This window comes from Variovorax sp. dw_954 (assembly GCF_018449755.1).
Classification (GTDB): Bacteria; Pseudomonadota; Gammaproteobacteria; order Burkholderiales; family Burkholderiaceae_C; genus Variovorax.
Genome location: NZ_JAAVVD010000004.1, coordinates 182,998 through 199,260, shown reverse-complemented (window position 1 = coordinate 199,260; position 16,263 = coordinate 182,998). Strand labels below are relative to the sequence as shown.

Sequence of the window (16,263 nt, the reverse complement as noted above, 5' to 3'; positions counted from 1 at the left end):
GGCTAGAGGACGCTCATGGTGGCGGCGGTGCAGCTCACCGCGAAGATGGGAATGGCCTTCATGTGCAGGATCTCGCCGCGGCCACGCGCCGCGGCGGCCACGGTGATGAAGGTGCGGATCTCGAAGCCGCCCTGTCCCGCGTCGCGGTAGGTGGCTTCATCGGTGTAGTCGAGCATGCCAGCCTTGTCGTTGGCGCACCAGCGCTGCATGAAGGCGGCGTCCCAGGCCTCGTTGACCTTGCCCGAGTCCGGCGTCGCAGGCCAGTGCGAAATGCCGCCCGTGCCCACCAGCGCGATGCGCTCCGGCGCCTTGTCGCAGGCGCGGCGCAATGCTTCGCCGAAGGCCCATGCGCGATGCAGCGGCGTGAGCGGCGGACCCTGGCAATTGATGTTGACCGGGATCACCGGCAGGTCGTACCGCGGCGTGAGGAAGTTCAGCGGCACCATGATGCCGTGGTCGAACTTCCACTCCTCGGCATAGGCCACGTCGACCGTCTGCATGACTTCGCGGATCAGGCGTTGCGACAGCGCCGCATTGCCGGGCACCGAAGTCTTCGCGATGCCGAGCCATGCCGGGTCCTCGATCGGCCCTTCATAGCGGTCCGCCATGCCGATCGCATAAGCCGGCATGTTGTTCATGAAGAAGTTGGCGAAGTGCTCGGCGGCGATCACGATGACCGCGTCGGGCCGGGTCGCGCGCATTGCCTCGCCGAAGCGATGGAACTGCGCATGGAATTCATCCTTGACGGCGGGGTCGGCCAGGTGCGCGCGGCCCGTGATGCCGGGGGCGTGGCTGCAGACGCCTGCGAAGACCAGGCTCATGACGATCCTCCGTTCATACCCCCGCCACCTTGTCCTCGGTTGACGTCGTCATCGCATAGATGCCGGCGCGCACCGGCCCGTACTTGCGCACGCCCTCGCGCATCGCCTCGAGGTAGTCGGCCCACGGCATGCCGAGCAGCGGCGCGAAGTGCATCAGCAACTGCCCGTTGCAGCCGAGCACATAGAGCTTGCCGATGTCGCCGTCGCGGATGGCGTCGCGCTCTTCGTCCACCAGGTCGTAGCCGGCAAGCAATGCGTCGCGCTCCGCACCGCCTTCGCGGTAGCGGCGCTGCACCTCCGGCTCGCGGTTCAGCGCGTAGAGGAACTTCTGCATGCTGTAGAGGCTCATTTCACCCCTCCAACGCGATGTTGGCCTTGCGAATCACGTCCGCGTACTTCGCGATCTCGCGCTGCTCGAACGCCGCGAACTCCGCTGGCGTGCCTGACAGCGATGCAATGCCGCCCTTGTGGAAGGCCTCGACGACCGCCGGGCTGGCAAGCGCGCGGTTCACCTCGTCGTTCATGCGCTGCACGACCGCGTCCGGTGTGCCGGCCGGCGCGAGCAGGCCGTTCCACGAGTTGGATTCGATCGGCACGCCTTGCTCGGCCAGCGTCGGAATCTCGGGCGCGTACTGCGAGCGCTTCGCGGTGGCCATGCCGAGCGCGACCAATTTGCCGGCGGCGATCTGGCTGCGGAACTCCGGCCAGTTGCCGAACATCACCGTGACCTGACCACCCAGCAAGTCGGCCAGCGCCGGACCCTGGCCCTTGTAGGGCACATGCACGATGTCCAGGCCGATCTGCAGCTTGAGCATCTCGCCCGACAAATGCGCCGACGTGCCATTGCCGAACGACGCAAAGCTCAGCGTGCCGGGCCTGGCCTTCGCTTGCGCGCGCAGGTCGGCCAGCGTCTTGATGCCGCTCGCCGGATTGGCCGCGAGCACATGCTCCGACATGCCCATCAACGCCACCGGCCGCAAGTCCTTGAGCGTGTCGTAAGGCAGCTTCTTTACCAGCGTCTGGTTGGCCGCGAAGCTGTTGGCCACGCAAACGAAGGTATAGCCGTCCGGCGCGGACTTCGCGACCGCATCGACGCCGATGACGGTGCCCGCGCCGGGCTTGTTCTCGACGATCACGGGTTGGCCGAGCGACTTCGCGAGTTCGACGCCGACGAGGCGCGTGACGAAGTCCGTCGTGCCGCCCGGCGTGAATGGCACGACGATGCGGATGGGCTTGCCGGGCCAACTCTGCGCGTGTGCATGCAAGGGCCGGAGAAGGGCGGTGGCACTGCCTTGCAGGAACAGGCGACGTGACGAATTCATGCCACGCCCCAATGCGGAATGTGATGCGAGCCCATCGACACCGCAATGTTCTTCGGCTCGCAGAACACCTCGTAGCTCCAACTGCCGCCCTCGCGCCCAGTGCCCGAGGCCTTGGTCCCGCCGAAGGGCTGGCGCAGGTCCCTGACGTTCTGGCTGTTGACGAAGCACATGCCCGCCTCCACCGCAGCCGCGACGCGGTGCGCGCGGCCGATGTTCTCGGTCCACACGTAGCTGCTCAGGCCGTACTGGATATCGTTGGCAAGCCGGATCGCATCGGCTTCGTCATCGAACGGAATGAGACAGGCCACCGGCCCGAAGATCTCGTCCTGTGCGATCTTCATGCGGTTATCGACATCGGCGAACACGGTCGGCATCACGTAGTTGCCCTTCCTCACGCGCTCGGGCAGATCAGGTGCATCGAGCCCGCCGCACAGCAGCGTCGCGCCTTCCTTCGGTCCCAGCTCGATGTAGCTGCGCACCTTGGCCAGATGGGCCTGCGAAATCATCGGGCCGACGATGGTCTTCTCGTCCAGCGGGTCGCCCACCGTGATGCGCTTCGCGCGCGCGGCGAACCTCGAAACGAATTCCGCATAGATCGACTTCTGCACCAGGATGCGCGAGCCCGCAGTGCAACGCTCGCCGTTGTTGCTGAAGATCATGAACACGGCCGCGTCGAGCGCCCGGTCGAGGTCGGCATCCTCGAAGATCACGAACGGACTCTTGCCGCCGAGTTCCATGCTGAACTTCTTCAAGCCCGCGCTCTTCACGATGCGGTTGCCCGTGGCCGTGGACCCGGTGAACGAGATCGCGCGCACATCGGGATGCGCAACGAGCGGCTCGCCCGCATCCTTGCCGTAGCCGTGCACGAGGTTCAACACGCCCGGCGGAATGCCGGCTTCGAGCGCCAGTTCACCGAGCCGCGCAGCCGTCATCGGCGACAACTCGCTCATCTTCAACACCGCCGTGTTGCCGAACGCCAGGCAAGGCGCGACCTTCCATGTCGCCGTCATGAACGGCACGTTCCACGGCGAGATCAGCGCGCACACGCCGACGGGATGGAACAGCGTGTAGTTGAGGTGCGTCTCGGTCGGGTAGGTGTGGCCGTCGACGCGCGTGCACATCTCGGCGAAGTAGTAGAAGTTGTCGGCCGCGCGCGGCACCAGTTGCTTGCCTGTCTGCGCGATGACCTGGCCGCAATCGTTGGTCTCGGTATGCGCGATGGCCGGCACGTTGGCCGCAATGAGATCGCCGAGCTTGCGGATCAGCTTCGCGCGTTGCGGCGCGGGCATGCCGGCCCACTTCGGAAAGGCTTTCTTCGCGGCGGCGACGGCCTCATTGACTTCCGCCTCGCCGCCGGACGCGACTTCGGCCAGCACTTCCTGCGTCGCGGGGTTGACGGTCTCGAAGTAGTCCCTGCCGGCCACCGGCTTTCCGTTGATGAGGTGATCGATCTTCATGAAGCTCCCTGGATGGTGTTGACGAGTGCGCCGATGCGTTCGATCTCCGTCACGACCACATCGCCCGGCTGGCAATCCACCACGCCGTCGGGCGTGCCGGTGAGGATCAGGTCGCCCGGTTGCAGCGTCATGAAATGGCTGAAATATTCGATGAGGAAGGGCGCGTCGAAGATCATGTCGCGCGTGTTGCCCGACTGCGTGACCTTGCCGTTGACGGTGGTCTGCAAGGCGAGCGCCATCGGGTCGGGCACGTCCCGTGCATCGACGCGCCACGGCCCGATCGGCGTGCAGGTGTCGCGGTTCTTCACGCGCAGGTTGGGGCGATACCAGTTCTCGAGGTAGTCGCGGATCGCATAGTCGTTGGCGACGGTGTAGCCGCCGATGAAGTCGTATGCGTCGTCTCGCCGGACCTTCTTCGCGGTGCGGCCGACCACGATCACCAGTTCGCATTCGTAGTGCATGAACTGCACGCCCGCGGGCCGGCGTGTGAACTGCCGATGGCCGATCAAGGTGCCTTCGCCCTTGACGAACACCAGCGGCTCTTCCGGGGCCTTGAATTCCAGTTCCTTCGCATGGTCTGCATAGTTGAGGCCGAGCGCGAGGATGGTGCGCGGTCGCGTCGTCGGCGCGAAGGGCGGCAGCCACTCGGCTGCGTCGAACGCAACGACCCGGCCATCCGCGAGCAGCAAAGCGCCGTCGCGCTCGATGGCTTCGTGTAGCGCGCCCTGGTAGCGCACACGGGCGTGCTTCATGCGACCTCCGCGAGCGTGTTCATCAAGGTCTCGAAGCCGGGCGCAGTGATCTCGATGCGGTCGCCGGCTTGTGCCAGGGGCCGTCCGGCATTGCAGCCGAGCATCAGCACATCGCCTGGACCCAGGGTCATGAACTCGCTCACGTCGGCCAGCAACCGGGGAGCACTGCGAACGAGCTGGGAGAAGTCGGCGGCATGGCGCAGCTCGCCGTTGATCCGCACTTCCAGCGCAAAGCCATCTGGATCGCCGCCGGCGCGCATCGCGGGGCCGATGCCCAGGAAACCGTCCACGCACTTGAACTTGACCGGCGGCCTGAAGAAGCTCGCATGCGGCAGTGACAGGTCGTTCATGAGCACGTAGCCCGCCGCCTTGCCGCCTTCACCCATGACCATGGCGATTGTCGCGCCGACTTCGACTTCGCCCACGCCCTCCGGCATCGCAATGGCGCTGTCATGCGGGCTCCACGTGTTGGCGGTCTTGACGTAGAGCACCGGCGCCTTGGGTGGCGCCTTGTATGGCGGCTCGCCCATGCGCGGCGCCCACGCCTCCACCTCCTCGCGGAAGTTGAGCAGCACGCCGTACACAGTGCCTCCCGGCATGAAGGTCGCCGCGACAGGGCGCTCGTTGCTCACGATGGTTGCTCCAATGCAATCAGTTCGTCGAGCAACTGGTAGAGCTGCCCGAGCTTGTCCTTGCCCAACGAACCTTCGAGCCACGCATAGTGGGCCTCGATGGTGCCGGACAGCTTCTTCACCAGCCGCTTGCCCCGGGCCGTGGCCTCGATGAACGTGCGGCGCTGATCTTCCGGATCGCGGCTGCGCCGGATCAATTCGTCGCGCTCCATGCGCGCCAGCACGCCGGTGAGGCTGGGCCCGAGGATGAAGGCCTCCCGCGCCACGCGCCCCGTTTCGACGGCGCCGTGCTCTCCCAGCACGCGCAGCACGCGCCATTGCTGGTCCGACAGGTCGTGCTCGCGCAGGCTGGGCCGCGTGTGCGCCATCACCGCTTCACGCGCCTGCAGCAGCAGGCGCGGCAGGTTGCGATGGACGAAGGGTGTGGTGCTCATGAGGATCGACATTATTTAACTTGTTAAATGATTGACAAGTACCTGCACAAGCCGTTACGAAGGGGTTTACCCGGGTTCGCGCGGCCAGTGCCTCTCCAACGCTGCCTACACTCGATCCATGGCTAAGGAAAAAACAAACTACGTCTGCGGCGAATGCGGCGGCACCAGCGCGAAATGGCTGGGCAAGTGCCCCAGCTGCGGCGCATGGAACACGCTCGTCGAACAGGTCGCGGTGCAAGGCGGCGGCGCGGGCAACAACCGATTCAGCGCGCCCTTCGCGGCGCTGGCCGGCTCGTCGGAGCTGGCCACCCTGTCGGAGATCGAGGCGACCGACATCGCACGCACGCCCACCGGCATCGACGAGCTGGACCGGGTGCTCGGCGGCGGCATCGTCGCAGGCGGGGTCACGCTGATCGGCGGCGATCCCGGCATCGGCAAGTCGACCTTGCTGTTGCAGGCCGTCGACGCATTGCAGCGCGCGGGGCAGAACGCGATGTACGTCACCGGCGAGGAGAGCGGCGCGCAGGTCGCGTTGCGCTCCAGGCGGCTCGGCCTCGACTATTCGCAGGTGCAGGTGATGGCCGAGATCCAGCTGGAGAAAATCATCGCCACGCTGGATGCCAACCGGCCCGCGATCGCGGTGATCGACTCGATCCAGACGGTGTACTCAGACCAGCTCACCTCCGCGCCCGGCTCCGTCGCCCAGGTGCGCGAATGCGCCGCGCACCTCACGCGCTTTGCCAAGACCAGCGGCACGGCGGTGGTGCTGGTCGGCCACGTCACCAAGGAAGGCGCGCTGGCCGGTCCGCGCGTGCTGGAGCACATGGTCGACACGGTGCTGTATTTCGAAGGCGACACGCATTCGAGCTTCCGGCTCGTGCGCGCCATCAAGAATCGCTTCGGCGCTGTCAACGAGATCGGCGTCTTCGCGATGACCGAGCGCGGCCTGAAGGGTGTCGCCAACCCGAGCGCCATCTTCCTGAGCCAGCATGCGGAGCCCGTGCCCGGCAGCGTGGTGCTGGTCACGCTGGAGGGCACGCGTCCGATGCTGGTGGAAATCCAGGCGCTGGTCGACGACGGTGGCCCGAGTCCGCGGCGGCTCAGCGTCGGCCTGGACCGCGATCGCCTGGCGATGTTGCTGGCCGTCCTGCACCGTCACGCGGGCATCGCCTGCATGGACCAGGACGTGTTCGTCAACGCGGTCGGCGGCGTGCGCATCACCGAGCCTGCGGCCGACCTGGCGGTGATGCTCGCCATCACGTCGAGCTTGCGCGGCAAGCCCTTGCCCAAGGGCTTCATCGCATTCGGTGAAGTCGGGCTGGCCGGCGAGGTGCGCCCGGCGCCGCGCGGACAGGAGCGTCTGCGCGAGGCCGCCAAGCTCGGCTTCAGCATCGCGGTCGTCCCCAAGGCCAACGCGCCCCGGAAGGGCGCGAAGGAGATAGAAGGCTTGACGATCCACGCCGTGGAGCGCATCGAGGAAGCGATGGACGTGGTTCGTCAGTTGCAATAGCGGGGGGTCAAAAAACGCCCGGACCGCGAGGGGGACGATCGCGAATCCGGGCAGACCTCCCTATCCGCCGATATGCATCGTGAACTCTGGTCCGCCGTTGAGCGTGCAGTTGCCTGCGCCCAGCGTCGTCGAGTTCATCGTGTACCGGCAACTCAAGATCCCGCCTTTCGCACCGGCGGCATTGGCAATGCCGTTGCGTTGCGAACCCGCAGTGCGCGTGGCTTCTCCCTGGAACTGTTCTCCACCGATCACTGCGCTGAAATGGCCGCGGCCGTTCAGATCGCTCGTCACGACGCCGGTCACCGCGCCGTAGCGGGCCGCTTCGGCATTGCTCGGGTAGAGCCGTGCGGGGAAGCTCTGGCTGGTCGGTGCGGGCGGCGCGGGCGGCGCCGGCGGCACGGGTGACAGCGCAATGGCTTGCTGCGGCGGCCCGACTTGCGCGGGCGGCGCCATCGGCACCACGTAGCAGCCGCTCAAGGTCGCTGCGGCGACCGCGGTGGCAACGGACAGGAGAACAGTGGAAACACGGGCGGAGAAGACGCGATTCATACACTTCGGGGTGGCCCGGGCACAAGCCCGTGAACGAAATGTGCCGCCTCGGTGTACCTTCTCGCATCGCTTCCCTGCAAAGTATCGAAACGCGGGCCTAACGGTAGCGAGGCTTGGCTACCAACGACAATCCATTGATGAATTTCCGCAAGTACCTGGTGCCGGCCTTCGGCTTGTTATTGCTCGTTTTTGCGTGGAACCAATACGGCTGGCAGGGCGTGGCCGTGGTATCGGGCGCGATCGTGATGTTCCTGCTGCTTCACTTCAACCGCACGATGGCCGTGTTGCGGCGTGCGGCCAACCGTCCGATCGGCTACGTCGACAGCGCGGTGATGCTGAACGCCAAGCTCAAGCCCGGCGTGACGCTGATGCACGTGATGGCGCTCACGCGCTCGCTCGGTGAACTGCGATCGCCGAAGGACGAGCAGCCCGAGCGCTATCGCTGGACCGATGGCGGCGGCTCATGGGTCGATCTCGAGTTCATGGACGGCAAGCTGCGCCAATGGTCGCTGACGCGGCCCGACGCGGTGGATGCTGCCGCGGGGCAGCCAGTCCAACCGCCAGCGTCGTAGGCCAGAGCTTGAGTCGATAGGCGCTTCAGGCTTTCAGAACGGCGCGTCTTCGGTTTCCGCTTCGGATGGGGCGTCGGCCCTTTCCACCGGCGCGGCAACGCCCAGCGCCATCTCCCCGCCGAGCGCTTCCAGCAGGTCCGGCACGAGCTGGCCGAGTTCGCCTGTGGCAATCGCTGCGTCGGCGTCGAAGTTGTCTTCCTTGCCGTCCTTGATCGCGCTGGTGCTGTCGGTGCCTTCGAGGAACACGATCTTGCGCAGCGTCATGCCTTCGGTCAGTTCGAAGGACACGCGGTCGTCCCAGGTCATGGCCAGGCGCGTCGGGCGCTTGCCCTGTTCGATGTGCTGGCGCACTTCGTCGATGTCCAGCGCATGCTTGGCATAGCGCACCACGGACTTCGATTCGTCGCTGGCCTTGAGCTCGCACTCGCGGTCGATCGTGAAGCCGGCCGGCGGCTCCTGCGTCGAGAGCCAGTTGGACATGGCCGCGGCCGGCTCCACGGTGGTCGAGATCTGCGCCACGGCAAAGCCTTCGAAGGCGTTGACCAGAGCGGTCACCACCTCGTCGGCGCGCGAAACGTTGGAGCTGTTGATCACCAGCCGGCGCGACTCCGGGTCGATCCAGACCGTGACCTTGGCCTGGCGCGTGAAGGCCATCGGCAGAAGTTCATGCGCGATGTCTTCCTTGAGATCGCGCTTTTCCTTCTTGCCTGGCTTGCGGCCGGTCGTGGCCTCGATCTGCGCGCAGCGCTCGTCGACCTTGCGGCGGATGACCGATGCCGGCACCGCCTTGGCCTCGATCATGAACTCGAGCAGCCAGTGGCCGCCGACGGCCTCGACCAGCGCGCCGTTGGCCTGGCCGCGCGGCTCGATCCAGCCGGCGGATTTTTCCTGCGTGGCGCCGCAGGGCGTGAAACGATGGGCGTCGAGCGCCAGTTCGGCCTGCTCGAGCGTGGCAGACCATGAAGATTCGATGCGGTAGACGATGACGTTCTTGAAGAAGGACACTGGCACTCTTTCCTGAAGCGTTGGGCAAAAGCGGTTTTTTGGCGGAGCGGGGGATTGTCGCTGCCCGCGCGGCGCCGAACCCGCCGGTCGTCGGGGGCGCCACCCGGCGAATTCCCCGATAGGCATCACTGCGGCGAGACGATGGCCTCGCCTAAAATCGCCGGCTCAGCGAACCTCCCCAAGGACACAACAAATGAGCGCCCTCGTTCCCCCCGCGCCTTCGATGGCCGACCGTGACGGCAAGATCTGGATGGACGGCCAACTGGTCGACTGGCGCGATGCCAAGATCCACGTGCTGACCCACACGCTGCATTACGGATGTGGTGCATTCGAGGGTGTGCGTGCCTACGACACGGTCGACGGCACAGCCATCTTTCGTCTGGAGGAGCACACCGAGCGCCTCTTCAACAGCGCCAAGATCCTGCGCATGAAGATCCCATTCAGCAAGGAAGAAGTGAACGAGGCGCAAAAGACGGTGGTGCGCGAGAACAAGCTGGCAAGCTGCTACCTGCGCCCGCTCACCTGGATCGGCTCGCAGAAGCTCGGCGTCAGCCCCAAGGGCAACCAGATCCACCTGATGGTCGCGGCCTGGGCCTGGGGTGCCTACCTCGGCGAAGAAGGCATGAAGCGCGGCATCCGCGTCAAGACCTCCAGCTACACCCGCCACCACGTCAACATCACGATGACGCAGGCCAAGGCGGTCAGCAACTACAGCAACTCGATCCTGGCCAACATGGAAGCGCTGGACGACGGCTACGACGAAGCGCTGCTGCTGGACGCGAGCGGCTTCGTCTCCGAGGGTGCGGGCGAAAATATCTTCGTGGTCAAGGGCGGCGTGATCTACACGCCGGACCTGTCGGCCGGTGCGCTCAACGGCATCACGCGCAACACCATCCTGCACATTGCCAAGGACCTCGGCCTCGAGGTGATCCAGAAGCGCATCACGCGCGACGAGGTCTACATCGCCGACGAAGCCTTCTTCACCGGCACCGCCGCCGAAGTCACGCCGATCCGCGAACTTGACCGCATCGAGATCGGCGAAGGCTCGCGCGGCCCGATCACCGAGAAGATCCAGAGCGCGTTCTTCGACATCGTGAACGGCCGCAATCCCAAATACGCCCACTGGCTCACGAAAGTCTGAACACCATGGCCACCACTCCCGTCGCCGTCGTCGAACTGCTCGGCAAGGAACTGAACCATCAGGGCGGCGTGTACTGCCCGAGCCCCAAGGCCGACATGCCGATCTGGAACAACCATCCGAAGGTCTACCTCGACGTGGCCCGCACCGGCGAGGCCAAGTGCCCGTACTGCGGCACGGTCTATCGTCTGAAGGCCGGCGAGACCGCCGGGCACCGGCATTGACCGCGCGGCGCACGTTGCTGCTCGGCGCCCTGTCTGCGCCCGTGCTGAGTGCGTGCGCCGTGTTCGACGCGCCGCAGGCAGCACTGGACAAGCTGGAAAGCGATGTCGGCGGGCGCCTCGGCGTCATGGGCATCGACACCGGCACCGGGCGTCGCATCCAGCATCGGGCCGACGAGCGCTTCGCCTTCTGCAGCACCTTCAAGGTGCTTGCCGCCTCTGCCGTGCTGCGGCAGAGCGTGACCGAACCCGGCCTGCTGCAGCGCCGCGTGCGCTTTGCGCGATTGGACCTGGTCAGCTATTCGCCCATCACCGAAAAGCATGTCGGCGACGGCATGACCCTCGGGGAACTGTGCGCCGCCGCACTCCAGTACAGCGACAACACTGCGGGCAACCTGCTGGCGCGCCAGGCGGGTGGGCTGGAGGCGGTGACGGCGTTCGCGCGGACCCTTGGCGACGAGACCTTCCGCATGGACCGCTGGGAGACCGCGCTGAACACCGCCGTGCCCGGCGATCCGCGCGACACCTGCACGCCCGGCGACATGGCGCGCAACCTGCAGCGCCTGGTGCTCGACAACGGCCTGCCGCAGGCGCAACGCAGCCAGCTGGAGGCCTGGATGCGCGACAACACCACGGGCGGCCAGCGCATCCGCGCCGCGACCGGCAACTGGACGGTGGCCGACAAGACCGGCTCCGGCGACTACGGCACCACGAACGACCTCGGTGTGGTCTGGCCGGGCAACCGCGCGCCGCTGGTGCTGGCGATCTACTACACGCAGGACCGCAAGGACGCGACCACCCGGAACGAGGTGGTGGCCTCTGCGGCCCGCATCGCGGTTCGCACGCTCACGGCCTGAAGTCGAATCGCATCGGGGCGGGCTTGATTTCAGAGCGAATGCGTGGGACTGCCGTCCGCGCTGACGAACACGCCTGACAGGCGCTGCGGCAGCACCTCGCGCCACGGGCTGCCGCTTTCCTCGGCCAGCCGCAGGTAGAGGAAGCAGATCCACGGCAGGCACAGGCCGATCTGCGCGTCGCGCAAGGCGGAATTGAGGCTCGCGGCGATCAGCAGGGTCAGCATCGCGACGAAGCCCAGCCGCCCGGTCAGGTCGGGGCGGCGCCAGCAAACCCACACGCCGGCAACCATGATGAACAGCAAGGACAGGAAGCCCGGGATGCCGCCCTGCGAGCCCATCCAGAGGTAGTCGTTGTGCGGCATGTTCTTGTAGTCGAGCACTTTCGGACCACGCTTCTTCCACTCGCTCGTCCAGGCGCCGATGCCCAGGCCGATGACCGGCTTCTCCAGCATCATCGCGGTGGTCTCGCGGTACATGATGTAGCGCGTGATCATGCTGGCCTCCGACACTTCACCGGCCTGCGCCTGCTCGACTTCGTGCAGGCCGAGCTCGAATTTTTCCTTCATCGCAGCCGGCGCCTGCCAGACCAGCAAGCCTGCCACCACGAACACCGCAGCCAACGCGCCGGCCAGCAGGCGCGGATGGCTGCGCCATTGGTGCACGCAGGCCGCGACCACGCACACCAGCATCGCCACCAGCGAGGTGCGCGAAGGCAGGACCAGCGTCACGATCAGCGCCATCAGCACGGTGAAGACGAAGGCCGGGCCGGCCCAGTGCCACCGTCGCGCATCGGCCAGGTGCGCCAGGCCGAGCACGGCGGTCGACGCGCCCAGCACGGTGAACAGCAGCGCGTCGTTGATCGACTTGTTGCCCTGCAGCGAGACGACGGCGCGCCAGATCTGCTGGTCGGGCAGGACGTGCGCCTCGTTCAGCACGATGAGCACCAGATTGATCATCGACACCAGCAGGAAGCCGCGCAGCGCCCACACCGCTTCCACGCGCGTGAGGGCCATCGCCATCAACATGGTGGAGGCGATGCGGATGCCGTGGAACAGGTTCTCGGCAGTCTCTGGATAGTGCTGGCCGACGGCGAGCACCACCAGCGTCCAGGCCAGGTAGATGACGATCGGCCACCACATCGGGCTGGCGCGCAGCCGGGCCCCGCGCTCGCGCAAGCTGCCGCCGAGCAGCATCGCGAGAAAAAGAAAAACCGTGGCGCCGTAGTTCACGCCCACCGGCATGTAGACCACGAATCCCCAGAAGGCCGCCGTGTAGCGGACAAGTCGTGTCCTGAGCATGGGGCGCGATTCTAGGACTCGGCCCGACGCGCGTACGCCTGTCACCTATCGGGGCAATGCGATCACGAAGCTGGCGCCGCCGCCAACCCGCGACTCGCAACGCACGCTACCGCCGTGCCGCTCGACGATCGATTTCACCAGCGCCAGGCCGAGCCCGACGCCGCCGTTGCGTTCGCTCGCGCCGGGCAGCCGGTAGAAGGGCTCGAAGATGCGTTCGCGCAGTGCCGCCGGCACGCCCGGGCCGCGGTCGCCCACGCGCACTTCGGCGTTGCGCGCATCGGTCTTCAACTCGACGCTGATCTCGCCTGCACCGTAGCGGCGCGCATTCTCCAGCAGGTTGCGCACGGCACGGCGCAGCAGGCGCGGCACGCCGGGCACGTTGAGGCTGTTGCTGCTGGTGCCGTCGGCCAGGTCGAGTTCGGCGCCGACGCGCGCGCATTCCTCTGCCGCCAGGCCAGTGAGGTCGACCGACTCGACGGTGCCGATGTCGGCTTCGTGCGCGTCGAGCCGGCTGGCCAGCAGGATCTCGTCGATGAGCTGGTCGAGCTCGGCGATGTTGCGGGAGATCTCTTCTTTCGCCGCGCCGTTGGCGGCACCGAGTTCCAGGCCCATGCGGATGCGCGTCAGCGGGGAGCGCAATTCGTGCGAGGCATTGGCCAGCAGCGACTTGTGCGAGCGCACCAGCGTCTCGACACGGGCCGCCGCCGCGTTGAAGTTCTTCGACAGGTCGGCGACTTCGTCCTGGCCCTGTTCGGGCACGCGCACCGACAGGTCGCCTTCGCCCCAGCGCTGCACGCCGCGCTGCAGCGTCTCCAGCCGTTGCGTCAGGCGTCGCACGATCGGGTACACGCCCAACGCCACGGCCAGCCCGACCAGCACGATCATCCAGGTGAAGCCGAACGGCGTGCGCCATGGTGGCGGCGGCGCACGGCCGGCCGGGCCGGGGTTCTGGTCGCGCGGCGGCATCTGCAGCGTGAGCGCGCGGCCGTCGCTCAGGGTCAGGTCGAACTCCATGCCCTGGCCGGGCACGCGCGTGGCCTGGCCGGTGCCGATGATGCGATCGTCCGCATCGCGCACGATCACCGTGCGCGGCAGCGTCGAAAGGCGCTCGCGCTCGTTGTCCGCCGCCCAGCGCACCATCCAGCTCGCAGTGAGCGTGAGGATGACCACGCCCGCCACCACCGCCAGCCAGATGCGGACGTAGAGGTGGCGGGAATAGAGGTTGATCACCGGGACTTCCAGGGCTCGGACAGGCCTAGTCTTGCTGCTTGGCGAAAACGTAGCCGACGCCGCGAACCGTGAGGATGCGCTTCGGGTTCTTCGCGTCGACCTCGATCGCCGCGCGGATGCGGCCCATGTGCACGTCGATGGAACGGTCGAAGGCTTCGAGTTCACGGCCGCGCACGGCTTCCATGATCTGGTCGCGCGTGAGCACGCGGCCGGCGCGCTCGGCCATCGCGGCCAGCAGGTCGAACTGGTAGGAGGTGAGGTCGGCCAGCGCGCCGCCCACGGTGACGGTGCGCGCGTTGCGGTCGATCTCCAGCGTGCCGAAGCGCATCACCGTGGCGGCCGCGCTGGCGGCGCCGGGCTCGCTGCGGCGGCGCAGCACCGCGCGAATCCGGGCCAGCAGCTCGCGTGGCTCGAAGGGCTTGGGCAGGTAGTCGTCGGCGCCGATCTCCAGGCCGATGATGCGGTCCATCGGGTCGCCCTTGGCGGTGAGCATCAGCACCGCCACCTTCGACAGCGGGCCCGGCAGCGAACGGATGCGGCGGCACACCTCGAGGCCGTCGATGTCGGGCAGCATCAGGTCGAGGATGACGAGGTCGGGCGCATGCTGCTGCAACAGGTCCATGCCGGTGATGCCGTCCAGCGCGTGGTCGACGCCGAAGCCGGACTGGGTGAGGTATTCGCTCACCATCTGCGCCAGCCGGGCGTCGTCTTCGATCATCAGGAGTTGCGGATTGCTCATGGAAGGATCGTGGTGCAGCCCGGCCAAGCGGGCTTGTAGGCTGGGTAAAGTTGCGTAAACCGAAACGCGAGGCTAACCCACTGCGGAATCGGCGAGGAACAGCATGGCGGGCCGAGCAGCTTCGTCCGGTGCGCCGGCCTTTCTTTCGTCCAGCAGGCGGCCGAGCCCGCCGCTGTCGAGGCCGGGATGGGCCTGTACCGCGCGCTCGACGATCTCGCGCGCCAGCGCATGCAGCAACGCCGTCGAGGCGCGCACGCGCTCGCGGAAGCCGTCGTCGTCGAGCTTGTCGTTCAGGCTGCGGTTGAGTTCGGCGAACCAGGGCAGCGCGGCCTGGTCGAGCATCACGGCGGGGTTGCGCTTCTCGCTCACGTCCGACCAGTTGCGCAGGAAGGCCTGCATGGCGACATTGAGCCGCTGGCAGTGCACCAGGTCTTCCCGGAGTTCGCCGAGCAGGGCGAGGTGCGTCAGCTTCTGCTGGAAGAACATCTGCGACAACACGCCCCAGTAGTAGGTGTAGTCCCAGATCACCTTGACCGGCAGCACCTCGGGGTCGCCGAACAGCGGGTACTGGTCCTGGTAGAGCGTGAGGGTGCTTTCGTAGAACGAGTGGTAGATCTGGTCGTAGAGCTGCGCCCGCGCCTGCAGCCGCAGTCCGGCGCGGTCGCGTGCGACGAGGTCGACGATGTAGGTGTTGCTGAGCGCGATGAAGTCGCTGCCGGGCGAATAGAACGGATCGAGGAACAGGCCGGCCTCGCCGGTCAGGGCCCAGCGCTGCGCAGAGAACACCTGCTTGCAGCCGTAGGAGAACTTGCGGAAGAACATGAAGTCCTGCAGCTTGTCGCGCTTGCCGTCGAGTTCGTCGTAGAGGCGCGGCTGCCAGGTCCTGAACCAGTCCATCGCCTTGTCGAAGGTGTTCATGGTGTCGAGCGGATGCAGCTTCGGATCGGCCACGATGCCGACCGAGTGCGAGCCCGAGGCCAGCGGAATCAGCCACACCCAGTAGCCCGCGCCGACCAAGTGATTGGTCGACAGCCAGCGCGCTTGCGGGTCGCAGCGCGCGCGCCATGCGGGGTCGTCGCTCCACTCGTCGATATGGATGCGCTCGCTGATGCGGAACCACACGGCATTGGCGTCGTGCGCATTGGGCCGCGCGAGCCCGAGCTTGCGCTTGAGCAGTCCGGCGCGCCCGCAGGCGTCGACCAGCCAGCGCGTGCGCGCGACGTAGGTCACGCCGTCGACAGTCCAGTGCAGGCGGTGTGGCGTATCGTCGCTGCCGCCCAGGTCGACGCCGCCGACCACGGCGCCGTCGACGAAGCGCACGCCGCGGCGCGCGGCCTCCTCCGCCAGGTAGTTCTCGAAGATGCCGCGGTCGATCTGGTAGCTCGGCACCGAGAGGAAGCGGCTGGCGCCGATTTCGGTCACGCGGTCGATGTCGCGGCGGCCCTCGCTGAAGAAGAAGCGGAAGCCGAACTTGCGCAACTGCACTTGCTGCATGTGGGGCTTGAGGCCCAGCACCGTGTCGAAGTAGTGCGCGCCGATCTCGACCGACGATTCGCCCACCTTGTGCGCCGCGAGCGGCACCGGATGGCTGCGCCGCTCCAGCACCAGCACGTCGAGGTCCTCGAAGCGGTTCTTGAGTTGCAAGGCCAGCGTGAGGCCTGCCAGGCCGCCGCCCATGATCACGACGTCGTGTATCGGGTGGGCGCCTGGGGTCATGGGGTGTGTC

The 16,263-nt window shown here is 66.8% G+C and carries 18 protein-coding genes; 5 read left to right on the top strand and 13 right to left on the bottom strand.

Going from position 1 to position 16,263, the window contains the following annotated elements:
- Positions 1-2: 2 nt before the first annotated feature.
- From HB681_RS09180 to hpaR, 7 genes are read right to left on the bottom strand one after another with little or no spacing between them, the layout of a single operon-like run.
- Positions 3-821 (bottom strand): extradiol ring-cleavage dioxygenase, encoded by an 819-nt coding sequence (locus HB681_RS09180; protein WP_213954493.1) that lies wholly within the window; start codon positions 819-821, stop codon positions 3-5.
- Between the two features lie 13 nt (positions 822-834).
- A complete protein-coding gene (locus HB681_RS09175; RefSeq protein ID WP_213954492.1) occupies positions 835-1,170 on the bottom strand; it encodes an aromatic ring-opening dioxygenase subunit LigA in 336 nt (111 codons plus the stop codon).
- Between the two features lies 1 nt (position 1,171).
- Positions 1,172-2,143, bottom strand: coding sequence for a tripartite tricarboxylate transporter substrate binding protein (locus tag HB681_RS09170; protein WP_213954491.1), 972 nt, complete (start codon positions 2,141-2,143; stop codon positions 1,172-1,174).
- Positions 2,140-3,600, bottom strand: a complete 1,461-nt coding sequence (gene hpaE, locus HB681_RS09165) for a 5-carboxymethyl-2-hydroxymuconate semialdehyde dehydrogenase (protein ID WP_213954490.1) — start codon at positions 3,598-3,600, stop codon at positions 2,140-2,142. The genes HB681_RS09170 and hpaE overlap by 4 nt, the downstream gene beginning before the upstream one ends.
- The gene (locus HB681_RS09160) at positions 3,597-4,352 is read right to left on the bottom strand and encodes a fumarylacetoacetate hydrolase family protein (protein WP_213954489.1); all 756 of its coding nucleotides are present in this window, start codon (positions 4,350-4,352) and stop codon (positions 3,597-3,599) included. The genes hpaE and HB681_RS09160 overlap by 4 nt, the downstream gene beginning before the upstream one ends.
- Positions 4,349-4,951, bottom strand: coding sequence for a fumarylacetoacetate hydrolase family protein (locus HB681_RS09155; RefSeq protein ID WP_213954659.1), 603 nt, complete (start codon positions 4,949-4,951; stop codon positions 4,349-4,351). Before HB681_RS09155 ends, HB681_RS09160 begins: the two co-directional genes overlap by 4 nt.
- A gap of 29 nt (positions 4,952-4,980) precedes the next feature.
- Positions 4,981-5,418 carry a homoprotocatechuate degradation operon regulator HpaR gene (gene hpaR / locus HB681_RS09150; protein ID WP_213954488.1) on the bottom strand — a complete coding sequence of 146 codons (438 nt, stop codon included), beginning with the start codon at positions 5,416-5,418 and terminating at the stop codon, positions 4,981-4,983.
- A gap of 118 nt (positions 5,419-5,536) precedes the next feature.
- Here hpaR and radA point away from each other — a divergent pair, with 118 nt between their 5' ends.
- Positions 5,537-6,928, top strand: coding sequence for a DNA repair protein RadA (radA, locus tag HB681_RS09145; RefSeq protein WP_213954487.1), 1,392 nt, complete (start codon positions 5,537-5,539; stop codon positions 6,926-6,928).
- 60 nt (positions 6,929-6,988) lie between these two features.
- Here the strand turns inward: radA and HB681_RS09140 are convergent, their stop codons facing one another.
- Positions 6,989-7,477 carry a hypothetical protein gene (locus tag HB681_RS09140; protein ID WP_213954486.1) on the bottom strand — a complete coding sequence of 163 codons (489 nt, stop codon included), beginning with the start codon at positions 7,475-7,477 and terminating at the stop codon, positions 6,989-6,991.
- Between the two features lie 137 nt (positions 7,478-7,614).
- On the opposite strand from HB681_RS09140, the gene HB681_RS09135 reads away from it, so the two are divergent.
- Positions 7,615-8,049 (top strand): glycerate kinase, encoded by a 435-nt coding sequence (locus HB681_RS09135; RefSeq protein ID WP_213954485.1) that lies wholly within the window; start codon positions 7,615-7,617, stop codon positions 8,047-8,049.
- Positions 8,050-8,082: 33 nt separating this feature from the next.
- On the opposite strand, the gene HB681_RS09130 is transcribed toward HB681_RS09135, so the two are convergent.
- Positions 8,083-9,054: a recombination-associated protein RdgC gene (locus HB681_RS09130; RefSeq protein ID WP_213954484.1), complete on the bottom strand. Its 972-nt coding sequence runs from the start codon at positions 9,052-9,054 to the stop codon at positions 8,083-8,085.
- 193 nt (positions 9,055-9,247) lie between these two features.
- On the opposite strand from HB681_RS09130, the gene HB681_RS09125 reads away from it, so the two are divergent.
- From HB681_RS09125 to bla, 3 genes are read left to right on the top strand one after another with little or no spacing between them, the layout of a single operon-like run.
- Complete coding sequence (locus HB681_RS09125; protein ID WP_213954483.1) at positions 9,248-10,195, top strand: branched-chain amino acid transaminase; 948 nt, start codon at positions 9,248-9,250, stop codon at positions 10,193-10,195.
- A 5-nt stretch (positions 10,196-10,200) separates the two neighbouring features.
- Positions 10,201-10,416: a zinc-finger domain-containing protein gene (locus tag HB681_RS09120; protein WP_213954482.1), complete on the top strand. Its 216-nt coding sequence runs from the start codon at positions 10,201-10,203 to the stop codon at positions 10,414-10,416.
- Entirely contained in the window at positions 10,413-11,270 is an 858-nt protein-coding gene (gene bla, locus HB681_RS09115) for a class A beta-lactamase (protein ID WP_213954481.1), read from the top strand. The genes HB681_RS09120 and bla overlap by 4 nt, the downstream gene beginning before the upstream one ends.
- 29 nt (positions 11,271-11,299) lie before the next feature.
- Here the strand turns inward: bla and HB681_RS09110 are convergent, their stop codons facing one another.
- From HB681_RS09110 to HB681_RS09095, 4 genes are all read right to left on the bottom strand, one after another.
- On the bottom strand, positions 11,300-12,568 hold the full coding sequence (locus HB681_RS09110) for an O-antigen ligase family protein (protein WP_213954480.1): 1,269 nt from the start codon (positions 12,566-12,568) through the stop codon (positions 11,300-11,302).
- A gap of 45 nt (positions 12,569-12,613) precedes the next feature.
- A complete protein-coding gene (locus HB681_RS09105; RefSeq protein ID WP_213954479.1) occupies positions 12,614-13,798 on the bottom strand; it encodes an ATP-binding protein in 1,185 nt (394 codons plus the stop codon).
- 25 nt (positions 13,799-13,823) lie between these two features.
- Positions 13,824-14,537, bottom strand: coding sequence for a response regulator transcription factor (locus tag HB681_RS09100; RefSeq protein ID WP_213954478.1), 714 nt, complete (start codon positions 14,535-14,537; stop codon positions 13,824-13,826).
- Positions 14,538-14,609: 72 nt separating this feature from the next.
- Positions 14,610-16,253, bottom strand: a complete 1,644-nt coding sequence (locus HB681_RS09095) for an NAD(P)/FAD-dependent oxidoreductase (RefSeq protein ID WP_213954477.1) — start codon at positions 16,251-16,253, stop codon at positions 14,610-14,612.
- Positions 16,254-16,263 lie beyond the last annotated feature (10 nt).